The organism is Nocardiopsis sp. NPDC006832, from assembly GCF_040635885.1.
Classification (GTDB): domain Bacteria; phylum Actinomycetota; class Actinomycetes; order Streptosporangiales; family Streptosporangiaceae; genus Nocardiopsis.
In genome coordinates, this window is sequence record NZ_JBEYLC010000065.1 from 16,029 (window position 1) to 29,687 (window position 13,659).

The 13,659-nt window shown below is 68.8% G+C and carries 11 protein-coding genes and 1 pseudogene; 5 read left to right on the plus strand and 7 right to left on the minus strand.

What is annotated here, in order from left to right; all coding sequences use genetic code 11:
- Positions 1 to 57: 57 nt before the first annotated feature.
- The 3 genes from leuA to ABZ717_RS23925 form a co-directional block, all read right to left on the minus strand.
- The gene (leuA, locus tag ABZ717_RS23915; RefSeq protein WP_358514203.1) at positions 58 to 1,758 is read right to left on the minus strand and encodes a 2-isopropylmalate synthase; all 1,701 of its coding nucleotides are present in this window, start codon (positions 1,756 to 1,758) and stop codon (positions 58 to 60) included.
- A gap of 442 nt (positions 1,759 to 2,200) precedes the next feature.
- Positions 2,201 to 2,629, minus strand: coding sequence for an ATP-binding protein (locus ABZ717_RS23920; protein ID WP_358514205.1), 429 nt, complete (start codon positions 2,627 to 2,629; stop codon positions 2,201 to 2,203).
- A gap of 107 nt (positions 2,630 to 2,736) precedes the next feature.
- Complete coding sequence (locus ABZ717_RS23925; protein WP_358514207.1) at positions 2,737 to 3,876, minus strand: protein-L-isoaspartate(D-aspartate) O-methyltransferase; 1,140 nt, start codon at positions 3,874 to 3,876, stop codon at positions 2,737 to 2,739.
- A 661-nt stretch (positions 3,877 to 4,537) separates the two neighbouring features.
- Between ABZ717_RS23925 and ABZ717_RS23930 the strand changes: the two genes are divergently transcribed.
- The 3 genes from ABZ717_RS23930 (at position 4,538) to ABZ717_RS23940 (ending at position 7,594) form a co-directional block, all read left to right on the plus strand.
- Positions 4,538 to 5,590: a hypothetical protein gene (locus ABZ717_RS23930; protein WP_358514209.1), complete on the plus strand. Its 1,053-nt coding sequence runs from the start codon at positions 4,538 to 4,540 to the stop codon at positions 5,588 to 5,590.
- 17 nt (positions 5,591 to 5,607) lie between these two features.
- Positions 5,608 to 6,090 (plus strand): hypothetical protein, encoded by a 483-nt coding sequence (locus ABZ717_RS23935; protein WP_358514211.1) that lies wholly within the window; start codon positions 5,608 to 5,610, stop codon positions 6,088 to 6,090.
- A 229-nt stretch (positions 6,091 to 6,319) separates the two neighbouring features.
- Positions 6,320 to 7,594: a M14 family metallopeptidase gene (locus tag ABZ717_RS23940; RefSeq protein ID WP_358514213.1), complete on the plus strand. Its 1,275-nt coding sequence runs from the start codon at positions 6,320 to 6,322 to the stop codon at positions 7,592 to 7,594.
- 50 nt (positions 7,595 to 7,644) lie between these two features.
- Here ABZ717_RS23940 and ABZ717_RS23945 read toward each other — a convergent pair whose 3' ends face one another.
- The 4 genes from ABZ717_RS23945 to ABZ717_RS23960 form a co-directional block, all read right to left on the minus strand.
- Complete coding sequence (locus tag ABZ717_RS23945) at positions 7,645 to 8,913, minus strand: amidohydrolase family protein (RefSeq protein ID WP_358514215.1); 1,269 nt, start codon at positions 8,911 to 8,913, stop codon at positions 7,645 to 7,647.
- A 184-nt stretch (positions 8,914 to 9,097) separates the two neighbouring features.
- Positions 9,098 to 10,813: a glyoxylate carboligase gene (gene gcl, locus ABZ717_RS23950; protein ID WP_358514217.1), complete on the minus strand. Its 1,716-nt coding sequence runs from the start codon at positions 10,811 to 10,813 to the stop codon at positions 9,098 to 9,100.
- 129 nt (positions 10,814 to 10,942) lie between these two features.
- Positions 10,943 to 11,830 carry a 2-hydroxy-3-oxopropionate reductase gene (locus ABZ717_RS23955; RefSeq protein WP_358514219.1) on the minus strand — a complete coding sequence of 296 codons (888 nt, stop codon included), beginning with the start codon at positions 11,828 to 11,830 and terminating at the stop codon, positions 10,943 to 10,945.
- Between the two features lie 32 nt (positions 11,831 to 11,862).
- Positions 11,863 to 12,660 carry a TIM barrel protein gene (locus ABZ717_RS23960; protein WP_358514221.1) on the minus strand — a complete coding sequence of 266 codons (798 nt, stop codon included), beginning with the start codon at positions 12,658 to 12,660 and terminating at the stop codon, positions 11,863 to 11,865.
- A gap of 374 nt (positions 12,661 to 13,034) precedes the next feature.
- Here ABZ717_RS23960 and uraD point away from each other — a divergent pair, with 374 nt between their 5' ends.
- Positions 13,035 to 13,589, plus strand: coding sequence for a 2-oxo-4-hydroxy-4-carboxy-5-ureidoimidazoline decarboxylase (gene uraD / locus ABZ717_RS23965; RefSeq protein ID WP_358514223.1), 555 nt, complete (start codon positions 13,035 to 13,037; stop codon positions 13,587 to 13,589).
- A pseudogene (locus ABZ717_RS23970) lies at positions 13,586 to 13,659 on the plus strand (hydroxyisourate hydrolase); the annotation flags it as partial. The gene uraD and the pseudogene ABZ717_RS23970, both read left to right, overlap by 4 nt.

Consider the following 13,659-nt stretch of genomic DNA (forward strand, 5'->3'; position numbering starts at 1 on the left):
TCCCCGATGGGGGCGCGGCCCGTTCCCTCAGTGCCAGGGGTCGGTTTCGAGCGTGGCTCAGGCGCGGCCGATGGCGCTGCACATGGCCTTCAGAGAAGCCGTCGTGATGTTGCTGTGGATGCCCACGCCCCACACGACCTCGCCGTCGATCTCGGCCTCCACGTAGGCGGCGGCGCGGGCGTTGCCGTCCTCGCCCATGGAGTGCTCCACGTAGTCGTTGACGCGCACCTTGACGTCGACGTCGGTCAGCGCGTCGGCGAACGCGGAGATGGGACCGTTGCCGGTGCCCTTCAGCTCACGGATCTCGCCGTTGACGCGGGCGTCGGCCTCGATCGTGTACGTGCCGTCCTCACCGGTGCTGGAGCGGTGCGCCAGAACCGCGACCGGGCCCTCGTCGGCCAGGTAGGTCTTGGAGAAGATCTCCCAGATGCGGCCGGCCGGGAACTCGCCGCCCTCGGCGTCGGTGAACTGTTGGATGACCTGCGAGAACTCGATCTGCAGGCGACGCGGCAGGTCCAGGGAGTGGTCCCGCTGCATGATGTAGGAGACGCCGCCCTTGCCGGACTGGCTGTTGACCCGGATGACCGCCTCGTAGTTGCGGCCCACGTCCTTGGGGTCGATGGGCAGGTACGGCACGTCCCAGGGGTACTCCTCGACGGGGACCCCGGCCTCGACGGCGCGCTTGTTCAGGTCGTCGAAGCCCTTCTTGATGGCGTCCTGGTGGGAGCCGGAGAAGGCCGTGTAGACCAGGTCCCCGCCGTAGGGGTGGCGCGGGGCCACGGGCAGTTGGGTGCAGTGCTCGACCGTGCGGCGGATCTCGTCGATGTCGGAGAAGTCGATCTTGGGGTCGACGCCCTGGCTGAACAGGTTCAGACCCAGGGTGACCAGGCAGACGTTGCCGGTGCGCTCACCGTGGCCGAACAGGCAGCCCTCGACGCGGTCGGCGCCGCCCATGACCGCCAGTTCGGCGGAGGCCACACCGGTGCCGCGGTCGTTGTGCGGGTGCACGGACAGGACCACGTGCTCGCGGCGGGACAGGTTGCGGCTCATCCACTCGATCTGGTCGGCGTAGATGTTGGGGGTGGCCCGCTCGACGGTGGCCGGCAGGTTCAGGATGATCTCGCGTCCCGGGCCGGGGTTCCACACGTCCATGACGGCCTCGCAGACCTCCAGGGCGAAGTCCAGCTCGGTGTCGACGAAGATCTCCGGCGAGTACTGGTAGCCGAAGTACTCGGTCTCGCCCAGGTACTGCTCGGCGAAGCGTACGACGTGGCGGGTGCCCTGGACCGCGATGTCCTTGCACGCCTCCTCGTCCACCTTGAAGACGACGCGACGGAAGGTGGGCGCGGTGGCGTTGTACAGGTGCACGGTGGAGCGCTTGGCGCCGATCAGGCTCTGCACGGTGCGCTCGATCAGGTCCTCGCGGGCCTGGGTCAGCACGGAGATCTGCACGTCGTCGGGGATCAGTTCGCCCTCGATCAGTTCCCGGACGAAGTCGAAGTCGGTCTGGCTGGCGGCCGGGAAGCCGACCTCGATCTCCTTGTAGCCCATCTTGACCAGCAGCTGGAAGATCTCGTGCTTGCGCGCGGGGTCCATCGGCTCGATCAGCGCCTGGTTGCCGTCGCGCAGGTCGGTGGACAGCCAACGCGGAGCCTCGGTGATGGTCTCGGCGGGCCAGGTGCGGTCCGGCAGGTCCACCGGCTTGAAGGCCTGGTAGCGCTCGAACGGCATGGAACTGTGCTTTTGCTGCGGCACCATAACGGTGTTGCTCCTCGGGAGAAATCAGTGGCACGTGATGTAACGGCCGACAAGGCAAGCCGAAGTCCCGCGGCGAGGGGCCGACCTTCTAACGATCCCCGCCGCGGCCACTAAGGAGGAGCAGCTCGCGCAACATAACGATCGTCACGCTAGCAGACGGTCGCGAAATTTCGACACTCGATGCTCACATGCTGAGACGGTGCCCACGTGATCTGGGGTGACGCGAGGGGCCCACAACGATTTGAGATGATCGTTCAAAATGGGTACCTCGACTTCAAGATACAGGCGATGAGGGCTACCCTGGAGGGGAACCCTTCAGTGCTAGGGGGGTCATACGGAGTCCGTCGGCGGGACCCAGGGTGCGGCCAACACCCGAGGCCTCGGCAGGCCGGTAAGCCCGAGCCACCGCGTGCCGGTACCGCCGACGGACATCCTTCTTCTCTCAGCCCGTAGCGCCTCGGGCCACCGTCACCGGCGGCAGCGCGAACTCCGCCCAGAGCGCGATCACCGGCTCTCCCCACTCCCAACGAAGCCGCCGCGCGCCCCACCGGTCACTGAGGTGGTCGACCATCTCCAGGTTCCGGCTCTCGGACTCGGGATCGTCCGCCTCCGGGTACGGCATCGCCTCGACCGCACTGCCCACCGGCCGCTCGGTGACGATCAGTCGCAGCATGGTGCGGGCACCGTTCCGCCCCAGGGAGAGCACGCGCACCACGTCGGCGCTGCGCCCGCCGCGCGCGGCCCGTCTCATGGTCACCGTGAGCATCTCGCTGACGCAGAGGATGACGGCCGCCTGCTTCGAGGGATCCATGCCGGGCACCTTCCTCAGGTCCCGGGCCGCGTCGAACCTGGCCCTGGTCAGCGCCTCCACGACCTGTGGATACCGACGTGAACTGGGAAAACCCGGATAGGCGGTGCGTGAACCACGTGCTCGCGGCCGGACACGTTCACACGGACCGACCCGGCCCTCGAACCCCCTCATGCGGTCACCGCCCACACCGTGCGCTCGTCGTCCAGCCAGATGGTCTGTCCCGTGGGCCCGGCCGTCACCCCGAAGCGATCCAGTCCCGGCCGCCCGACCCGCTTCCACGCCATGTGGGCGCGCGCCCACTCGTCGAAGAGCATGCGCGGGCCGCGTTGCCTGGCCAGGACCCCTCGTGGCGCCTGGGCCGCGACCGCGCCCAGCGCCCAGGAACCGGACTCCGGATCGATGAGGTAGAGGGCCACGCGCAGGTCCGACCGCAACAGCGCCGGCCGCACGATCCGCCGCACCCCGGGCATCGTCAGACCACAGCACAGCGCGCTCGCCTCGTCCATCAGGTCCCACGCGTCCAGGTCGAAGGCGTGTGACCGTTCCTCCTCACCCGGTCTGACGTACCGGGAGATCAGGGCGGCCTCGTGCTCCCCCGCGAGCGCGGGAGCCCAGGGGCGCGCCACCGTGAAGTGGCCACGGGCACGATCGTCGGCGCCCACGCGCAGGTCGGCCACCAGGTCATGGGAGAAGGAACCGCCCCAACGGGTGAGGATCCGCCCTCCGGGCAGGCACTGTTCCACCCACCGGTCGGGCAGCCGCTCGACCGGCACCGAGGAGACCACCCGGTCGAAGGGCGCTCGGATCGCGCAACCGTCCACACCGTCACCGGCCACCACCGTGGGGACCGCTCCCGCGCCCAGGAGGTTGACGCGCGCGTGATCGGCGCGGTCGGGATCGATCTCGACCGAGACCACCGCGTCCTCTCCCAGGAACCCGCACATCAGGGCGGAGCAATAGCCGCTGCCCGTACCGATCTCCAGGACGTGCATGCCGCGGGTGAGATCGGCGCGGAGCAGTAGGTCGGCGGCCCGGGAGGGCGAACACACGGAACCACCGATCGAGCGCGCGCCGTCGAGTCCGCCGGCCTGGTGGTGTCCGACCGTGGCCCCCTGGTCGGCGTAGGCGGCCTCCATCCACGCCGTCTCGTCGTGCCACCGGTCGACCTCGTCCCGCCCACCGTCCGGGACGAAGCGGTCCGGAAGGAACCGGTGGCGCGGGACCTCGGCGAAGACCTTCTCCCAGTCGGAGCCCACTCGCACCTGCGCGCGAAGACGGTCGACCATCCTCCGGTGGGCCCGGCTCACGTCCCCACCTCCCCCGCTCCGACCGGGCACGTTCTTCGTTCGATGGCCGCCGGTCCGAGCTCCACGCTCATGGAACGCTCGCGTGTCGATCGGGAGATGGACATGGGGACCTCCACATGTGGCGGGCACACGAACCGATCAGGGTCTTCGGTCCATTCACCGGCCACCGAATCCGGGTAAGGATGAACAAGGCGAGCAAACCTCGTTTTCCCCTCGGCACGGAATCCCGCACAGATATACACCGGTGATATGTATGGCGAAATCGCAGCTCCAGACCCGGGTACTCCCGCCGGGTCCGTTCTGGAATCGAAACGACGTTCGTGGCTGCCTCGCACGAAGGGACGCGGGTGCCCTCTTGGGGCTCGTGCGCCTGCACACCGGTGCGAGCCAGCAGACGATCGGTTCGGCGATCGACATGGCCCAGCCCCACGTGAGCGCGATCATGTGCGGGCGCCGTTCGGTCACCGCTCTAGACACCTGGCTCCGTGTGGCCGACGGTTTATCCATGCCCTCGCAGGCCAGAAGGGTTCTCGGACTCGCGGCCTCGGATTCCGAGAATGAAATGGAGGCGTCGTGGACAGAATCCTCCTTACGCGTTAGCGACTCCTCCCCCGCCGCGGATATGGCGCGGGAGATGGCCGAGCAGACTCTGAGGGACCTGATGAAACGTAGAGAGGCATTCGCCATCGGCGGCACGATCCTGGTCGGGGCCGCGCTGACGGAACTCCTGGAACGGTGGACCGCACCCGGCACACCAAGGACCCGAAGTGGCGGATCGACCATCGGTGTGATGGAACTGGAGCGGATCGAGGCGGCGACCGTGTGCCTGCGCCACTGGGACGAACGGTGGCGGATGGGGACACGACGCAAGGCCGTGATCGGGCAGCTCTCGGAGGTCTCGGAGTTGGTCGAGCACCGACAACGGCCCGACGTGCAACAGCGCCTGTTCGCGGTGATGGCCGAACTCGCGCGGGTCGTGGGGTCGATGTCCTTCGACTCGGGCGACCACGGCACGGCGCAGCGCTACTACTCGCTCTCCCTGCGGGCGGTCCGGTACGCGGGCCCCGAGCACTCGTCCTTCGGGGTCCGGGTGCTGGCCGACATGGCGCGTCAGATGTTGGACCTGCACCACCCCGAGGACGCGCTCGACATCACGCGCCTGGCCCTGGACCAGGCGGCCTCGCTCGGGGCCCCGCCCTCGGTCCGTGCCCTGTTACGCACGCGCGAGGGGTGGTCGTACGCGCGCATGGGTCGCGTGGCGTCGTTCGAACGCACGGTGGGTCAGGCCCAGGACCTCCTGGCACGGGAGGAGGGTCCCGCACCCGAGTGGTCGCAAAAATTCGACGAGGCCGAACTGGCCGGTGTCGTGGGCGCGCGCTACCGCGACCTGGGTCGGTCCCTGGAACGGCCCGAGTCCGAACGGTTCGCGCTGAAGTCGGTCGAGTACATCTCGTCCGCGCTGGAGCGACGTGGGACGGGCCGGGGAAGGACCCTCGACCTGATCGGACTCGGCCGCACGTACGCGGCCCTGGGAGAGGGCACGGAGTCGGCTCGTTCCGTGCGCGCGGCGCTGGGATCGGGCCCGGGCCTGGCCTCGGGGCGGGTGCGCCGACGTCTGCGCGATTGGTACGTCGAATCCTCCGCACTGCACAAAAACCCGGACACGGCGGCGATCCGTGACGAACTTCCCCTTACCCTGCTGGCAACGCCATAGAAGACAAAGGGGGCAGGATGCCACGGATCGGGATCACCGGACACTCTAACCTGACCGAGGAGAGCCGCGAGGCGGTCGTCAAGGCGCTCGGCGCGGCCCTGACGCCCTACCGAGGCGAGGACCTGGTCGGCATCTCCTGCCTGGCGCGCGGTGCCGACCGGCTGTTCGCCGAGGCCGTCCTGCGCGCGGGGGGCAAGGTCGAGGTCGTGCTCCCCTCCGCGGACTACCGGGAGAACAAAGTCAAGCCGGAGGACCGCGAGGACTTCGACGGGTTCCTCATCCGCGCGTCGTCGGTGCGCTACATGCCGCACCGGCGGGCCGGCCGCGCCGCCTACGAGGACGCCAACCAGGCGGTGCTGTCGAACGTGGAACGGCTCTTCGCGGTCTGGGACGGGCATCCCTCCGACGGACGCGGAGGCACCGCCGACGCGGTGGTCGCGGCCCGGGACCGGGGGTTGCCGGTCGAGGTGATCTGGCCGGACGGCGCCCGACGCGGGTAAGCGGTCGAGGGGCGGCGGTCGACGTGGCACGGGGGTCCCATGTGGCCGGATCCGGCCACGCTCGGCATCCGCGCGGTCACGGAAAAAGCGGGCTTCACGTGGCAAGTACTCCAAACAAGACGATTCGCCATCTCGCGGCCGGAAAATCCGCCACATTGACAGGTCGGGGTGGCCCGATCTCCAATACCGCCTAGTATTCGCCGCCTCACTCCCCGCTCATGGAGGCATAGTGGAGTACCCCTCCCCCACGACCCCCGTCAGAAGAGTCCTCGTCCCCGTCGCCGCCGGCGCCCTCCTCCTGGGGACGCTGGCCACCGGAAGCGCCACCGCCGAACCCTCCTACGGTCTGTACGAGGTCGACGGCGTGAGCACCGCCGAGGAACGTTCCGAGATCGCCGCCACCGGTGTCGCCATCGACCACGTCGGCGACGACTCGTTGCTGATCACCGGCTCGATCGACGACGTCGACGAACTGGACTCCCTCGGTTACGCCGCCGAGCCCTACGAACTCCCCGAGACCCTGGCCTCCCCCGACCCGGGCTACACCACCTACCCCGAACTGCTGGAGATCGTCGACGAGGTCGTCGCCCAGCACCCCGAACTCGCCGCCAAGGAGGTCTACGGGCAGTCCTACGAGGGCCAGGACCTGGTCGCGGTGAAGATCAGCGGCAACGTGTCCGTGGACGAGGACCGGCCCGAGGTGCTGTTCACCCACTCCCAACACGCGCGCGAACACCTCACCGTCGAGATGGCGATCTACCTGATGGACCTGCTCACCGACGGGTACGGCGAGGACGACCGGATCACCGAACTGGTCGACGGCCGTGAGATCTGGATCCTGCCCAACGTCAACCCGGACGGCAGCGAGTACGACATGGCGGATGACACCTGGCGGGACTGGCGCAAGAACCGCCAGCCCAGCGAGGGTTCGTCGGCCATCGGTACCGACCTGAACCGTAACTGGGCCTACAACTGGGGCTGCTGCGGCGGTTCCTCCGGCGACCCGGAGAGCATCACCTACCGGGGCGACGCGGCCGAGTCCGGTGTCGAGGTGGCCGCCGTCGCGGACTTCGTACGCGGCCGCGTGGTGGACGGCGAACAGCAGATCACCAGCGCCATCGACTTCCACACCTACAGCGAGCTCATCCTCTGGCCGTTCGGCCACACCTACGACGAGACCAACGACGCGATGTCGCAGGAGGAGTACGACACCCACGAGGCGCTGGGCGAGTACATGGCCGAGGCCAACGGGTACACGCCCCAACAGTCCAGCGACCTGTACGTCACGGACGGGTCCATCAACGACTGGTTGTGGGCCGACCAGGGCATCGTGAACTTCACATTTGAGATGTATCCGAAGTCGCCCGCGGACGGTGGTTTCTACCCGCCCTCGTCGGTCATCGAGCGTGAGACCTCGCGCAACGAGGAGGCGGTGCTGCGCCTGCTCGACTACGCGGACTGCCCCTACCGCATCATCGACCAGGAAGAGACCTACTGCGGCTGAGCCGCCTCATCGAGGCCCCCGGTCCGCCCGCTCGGACCGGGGCCTCTCCTCTACCCGAGGCGATCGCGATACGTCAGCCCGTCCTTGACGATGACCGACAGGTTCCGCTCGGGGTCGGCCAACAGGGAGAGGTCACGGGTGGGATCACCCTCCACCACCAACAGGTCCGCCCAGGCGCCCGGCCGCACCACCCCCAGCTCGGCCTGACCATAGGGATCGCGGGCGCCGGACATGCGCAGCAGGGCCGCGTTGCCCGAGGTGCCCACGCGCAGGGCGTCCACCGGTGACATGTACCGGTCCAGGCGGGCGAACATCCGTGATTGTCGATCACCCGCGTCCGGGGCGAAGAGCAGGTCGGTGCCGAAGGCGATCCGCGCGCCGTGATCGCGAGCCCAGGTGAACAGGTGGTCCACTCCCCGACAGACCCTGGCGTCCTTCTCCTTGGAGCGCGGGTCGGGGAAGGTGTGGTCGCCCTCGGCGAAGGGCTGGGTACTCAGCCACGCCCCCTTGCTCGCGATGAGGGCGACCGTCTCCTCGTCCGCCAACTGCCCGTGTTCGATGGAGCGGACCCCCGCGTCCAGGGCACGCTTGATCCCCTCGGTGGTGAACACGTGCACGGCGACGTAGGTTCCCCAGTCCTGGGCGGCCTGGACCGCCACCCGCAGCTCCTGCGGGGTGAACTGCACCACGTCCAGGTCGTCGTAGATCGAGGTGACCCCACCACCGGCCATGAGTTTGACCTGGCTGGCCCCCTTCTTGAGCTGTTCGCGTACGGCGGCGAGCACCCGTTCGGTGCCGTCCGCGACCCGCATGATCCCCACCTGGTCCGCTCGGGAGAGGGGCCCGCCCAGGGCGGTGGGCGCGTCGTAGACGGCGGAGAAGTCGCCGTGTCCGGCGGTCTGGGAGATCGCGGCGTTGCTCGGATAGATACGCGGACCCGGGAAGTCACCGGAGTCGATCACGTTCTTGATCGCCGCGGTGGGCCCGCCCATGTCACGCGCCGAGGTGAACCCGCGCATGAGCATGCGCCGGGCCTCGGCGAGGGCCTTGCAGTGCACCAGCCCGTCCGGACCGGTCAACACTTCGAGGGCGGAGATGCCGCCGACCGCCAGATGCGTGTGGGCGTCGATGAGCCCGGGCATGAGCACCCGGGTGATCTCTCCCGCCTCACCGGCGCAGTCGATGACCCGGGCACCGTCGGGTTCGGCGACCGGGTCCGTGTGAGGGACGATCCGGTCGACGCGCCTTCCGCGCACCACCACGTGCCCGGGTTCGAGTCGGTCGTTCTCACCGTCGAAGACGCGTACGTTCTTGATCACCAGCGATGATGACTCAGAGTTCTTGTCCACATGGTCTCTGTGATCGCCTTGGGGTCTTTCGAAACCTCCGCGGATGTACCCGGCGAGGGAACGCCGGAAGCGGGGAAAGGGCCCCTCCTGCCGGTCTCGGAGGGGCCCTGCCACGGGGCTCGGGTGCAGGTCCGGCCCCGTGGCGGTCTTCGGATCAGGCGCTCGGCAGCGGCTCGAACTCCTTGACGGCGTCGATCGCCGGACCATGCGGGGTGTTGGCCTCGCGCTCGATCATGATCTCCACCAGCACCGGACGCGAGGTCGCCTTGGCCTCCTTGCGGGCCCACTCCAGGGAGTCGCGGACCTCGCCCGGTTCCCACACGCGCCGCCCGGAGCACCCGTAGGCCTCCATGAGCTTGACGTTGTCGGTGCCGTACTCGTCGTAGTGGACGTCCACCTGGTAGTTCATGTCGAACGGGATGGAGGCCTGACGGATCAGACCCAGGTACTCGTTGTTGAGCATGATGATCACGTACGGCACGTCGTACTGGGCGGCGACGGCCAGCTCCTCGACCATGTACTGGAAGCCGTAGTCACCGACGATGCCGACGACCTCGGCGTCGGGTTCGGTGTTCTTGAGAGCCTTCTTGACACCGATGGCCGCGGGGATCTCCCAGCCGAGCGGGCCCGCCTGGCCGCAGATCTGGTAGTGGCGCGGCTTGTACGCCTTCTGGTGTTGGCCGCCCCAGATCTGGTAGAGGCCGATGGCGGTGACGAAGTAGGTGTCGGCGTCGAAGACCTCGTTGATCTCCTTGTACACGCGCGGGGCCTTGACCGGGACGCTGTCGAAGTCCTCGCGACGGGTCAGGGTTTCCTTCAACTCGCCGACGCGGGCGATCCACTCCCCCACCCGCGCCTTGGTCTCACGACGCCTGGCGGCGGCGAGCAGTTCCCGGATGAACAGTTTGGCGTCGGAGACCACGCCCAGGTCGGGTTCGAAGACCCGACCGATCTGGGTGGCCTCGATGTCGACGTGGACGAACTTGCGCTCGCCCCGGTAGACGTCGATCTGACCGGTGTGGCGGTCGGCGAAGCGTGCGCCCACGGCCAGGACCAGGTCGGACTCCAGGAAGGACGTGTTGCCGTAGCGCTGGGAGGTCTGCACGCCGGTCATGCCCGAGTACAGGGGTGAGTCCTCATCGAAGGAACCCTTCCCCATGAGGGTGACCTGCACCGGGACCTGGAGGTACTCGGCGAGTTCGCGCAGGTCCTCGGAGGCCTCGGCCAGGATGACCCCGCCACCGGCGAGGATGAGCGGACGCTCGGCCTCCAGCAACAGGTCCAGCGCCTTCTCCACGCGTGGAAGGTGCGGCTCGACGGTGTTGATCTTGAGCGCGGCGTCCAGCGCGGGGTCGTACTCGATGACCCGCTGGGCGACGTCCAACGGGATGTCGATCAGGACCGGTCCGGGGCGCCCCTCCTGGGCGACCCGGAAAGCCTCGCGGAAGATCCACGGGGCGGTGGCCGCCTCCTTGATCTGCACGGCCCACTTGGTGACGGGCTTGGCGATCTCGACGATGTCGACCGCCTGGAAGCCCTCCTTGTCGAGCAGGTCGGTGCGCTGCTGACCGGTGATGCACACGATCGGGACCGAGTCGGCGATCGCGGTGTACAGGCCGGTGATCATGTTGGTGCCGGCCGGGCCGGAGGTGCCGATGGCCACGCCGACCTTGCCGCTGGTGCGGGACCACCCGTCGGCCATGTGGGTGGCGCCCTCCTCGTGGCGGACGGTCAGGTGCTCGATGCCGCCGACGTCCTCCAGGGCCTTGTAGAGGGGGAGGATCGCCGCGCCGGGGCAGCCGAAGGCGGTGTCGACGCCTTCATCCTTGAGAACCTCCACGACGGCGTTCATCGCGGGCATTTTCGCCATGGGAGCGAACCCTTCAGTGCTGGGGTGACTGTGTGTGCCAGGGGGTGGGGGCTCCGTCGTGCCGATCCCGGGTGGGCCAACACCCGGGGACGACGGCCGCGCCCCGTGTTCTACGGGAGGATCGGTTTCCTACCGGTCGCGGCCGGAGAGCCGTTCGACGATCTTGAGCAGCGCGGAGTGGTCGAGGCCGCCGTGCCCCTGGTTCTTGAGCGCGGCGACGTACTGCGCCACCTGCGACCCGAGCGGGATCGCCACGCCGGCGGCGCTCGCGGAGTCGGTGATGATGCGCATGTCCTTGTCGTGCAGGGCGATGCGGAAGCCGGGCTCGAAGTCGCGCTCGCGCATGCCCTTGCCCTTGCGTTGCAGGACGGTGCTGCCGGCGAGCCCGCCGCCCAGGACCTCCAGGCCGGCCTCGGTCTCCACCCCGTGCGCCTCCAGGAACACCAGGGCCTCGGCGAGGAGCTGGAGATGGCCGGCCACGATGAGCTGGTTGGCGGCCTTGACCGTCTGGCCGGAACCGCTGGGGCCGACCAGGACCGGGGTGGTGCCCAGGACGTCGAAGATCGGTCGGGCGGCGTCGAAGTCCTCCTGGGCGCCGCCGACCATGATGGACAGCTTGGCCTCGATGGCGCCGGCCTCACCCCCGCTGACCGGGGCGTCCAGGACCCGGAAGCCGCGCTCGGCGCCGGTGGTGGCGAGGGCGCGGGCGACGTCGGGGCGGATGGTGCTCATGTCGATGACGAGCGTCCCGGGCTTGGCGCTCTCGAAGACGCCGTCCGGACCGGTCAGGACGGCCTCGACGTCCGGGGAGTCGGGGAGCATCGTGATGACGACGTCGGCGTCGGCGACCGCGTCGGCGACACCGCCGCCGCGTAGGCCGCCCTCTCCGACCAGGGCGTCGACGCGCTGCGTGCTGCGGTTGTGACCGGTGACGGTGTGACCGGCGCGGACGAGGTTGACGGCCATCGGCAGGCCCATGATGCCGAGGCCGATGAAGGCGATCTTGCGGGCGGACATGGCGGGTCCTTGTCTGTCGGTGTGTGCGCTGTTCACGGGAGCCGGGTGAGGCTTTGGGCGGAGGGGACGGTGGGCTTGTACTCCAGGCCCACCAGGCCCTGGTAGCCGCCGGCCCGGGAAGCGGTGAGGAGTTCGGCGAGGGGGAGTTCGCCGGTACCGGGCTCTCCGCGTCCGGGTGCGTCGGCGATCTGGACGTGTCCGAAGTCGGCGGCGTGCTCGCGCACCACGGCGGCGAGGTCTTCGCCGTTGACGGCGAGGTGGAAGAAGTCGGCGAGGAGGGCGACGTTGTCGGCCCCCGCGGCCTTGGCCCGGGCGACGAAGGCCAGGCCTTCGGCCGCGGTCTTGAGCGGGTAGGTCTCGGACCCGCTGATGGGTTCGACGAGGACCGTGCCGCCGACCTTGGCGACGCCTTCGGCGGCGGCGAGGGTGTTCTCCAGCGCGACGCGGTCCTGTTCGGCCGGGTCGACACCGTCCTGGCGCAGCCCGTAGAGGGCGTTGAAGCCGGTGACCCCCGTGCGTTCGGCGATCTGGACGACGACGTCGACGTTGGCGCGGAACTCGGCGACGCGGTCGGGGTGGGAGAGCACGCCGCGGTCGGGGCCGGGCAGCCGTCCGGCGAAGAAGTTGAGGCCGGTCAGGCGTACGCCGGCGGTGTCGATGGCGGCGACGAAGGCGTCGACGTCGGCCTGCTCGGGGGTGGCGGTCTCGAAGGGCCACCAGAACTCGATGGCGTGGAAGCCCGCGTCCTTGGCGGCCTGAGGGCGTTCGTTGACGGGGAGCTCGGTGAACAGCAGGGAGCAGTTCACCGTGTACCCGAGTGTGTGGCTCATGCGCGGCCTCCAGAAGCTACTTCCACTTTGCGGAAACTACTTTTCACTTTAAGGAATGATTTGAGTGTGCAGCGCCCCACCGAGGCTTGTCAACCACTCTTTCGGCCCCACCCCCACCCCAACGACCGGCCCACCACCCGCGAACAGCAACTTCCCGCGTTCTTCGCGCGAGGACACAGAACCGGGACTTTTTCCCAGAAAGCCCCTTGCCAGTGTTGACAAGGTCACACTGTCATCGTTTAGAGTCCCTTCAATCCGTAATGCGGAATCAGCTATCTGCCCTACGAAACCAAGGTCCGAGCCGCGGGACTCCCCGCCCCGTGGGCCCTGTGCCCCGTGAGCAGGGGGACACCGGCCGGACCCAGGGAGAACACATGCCCGAGACCACCCCGGACACCTCGGGGGCCGTCCCCGAGCCGGGACTGGCCCGCCTGAACCGGCTGTCGAAGGAGGACCTGCGCACCGAACTCGCGCAGTGCCTGGACATCGACCGCTGGGTGGAGGCCGTCGCCACGGAGGCGCCCTTCACCGACCGCGCCACCCTGCTCGCCCGTGCCGACGAGCACGCGCGTGCGATCACCCCCGACGAGGTCGCCACCGCCCTGGCCCGCCACCCGCGCATCGGGGAGAAGGCCAAGGGCGAGAACACCGAAGCGACCTGGTCACGCGGGGAACAGTCCGCGTTCTCCGCCGACACCGACGACGCCTCCACCCGCGTCCAGCGGATCTTCACCTACGCGCAGGGGGAGTACGAGGGTCGGTTCGGGCAGATCTACCTCGTCTGCGCCAGCGGACGCTCCGGCCGTGAACTCCTCACGGACCTGGTCGCCCGCCTGGACAACGACCCCGAGTCCGAACTGGCCGTGGTCGGCGACGAACTGCGCAAGATCGCCGGGCTGCGCCTGGTCAAACTGTTGGAGGCGGCATGAGCCACGTGACCACCCACATCCTCGACGCCGCGCTGGGGCTGCCCGCCCGGAACGTGCCCGTACGTCTGGA

What these genes read in the sequence shown, in the direction of transcription:
- leuA (WP_358514203.1), bottom strand. Translation starts at nt 1,758, where the DNA reads ATGGTGCCGCAGCAAAAGCACAGTTCCATGCCGTTCGAGCGCTACCAG.
- ABZ717_RS23930 (WP_358514209.1), top strand. Translation starts at nt 4,538, where the DNA reads ATGAAACGTAGAGAGGCATTCGCCATCGGCGGCACGATCCTGGTCGGG.
- ABZ717_RS23935 (WP_358514211.1), top strand. Translation starts at nt 5,608, where the DNA reads ATGCCACGGATCGGGATCACCGGACACTCTAACCTGACCGAGGAGAGC.
- gcl (WP_358514217.1), bottom strand. Translation starts at nt 10,813, where the DNA reads ATGGCGAAAATGCCCGCGATGAACGCCGTCGTGGAGGTTCTCAAGGAT.
- ABZ717_RS23955 (WP_358514219.1), bottom strand. Translation starts at nt 11,830, where the DNA reads ATGTCCGCCCGCAAGATCGCCTTCATCGGCCTCGGCATCATGGGCCTG.
- ABZ717_RS23960 (WP_358514221.1), bottom strand. Translation starts at nt 12,660, where the DNA reads ATGAGCCACACACTCGGGTACACGGTGAACTGCTCCCTGCTGTTCACC.
- uraD (WP_358514223.1), top strand. Translation starts at nt 13,035, where the DNA reads ATGCCCGAGACCACCCCGGACACCTCGGGGGCCGTCCCCGAGCCGGGA.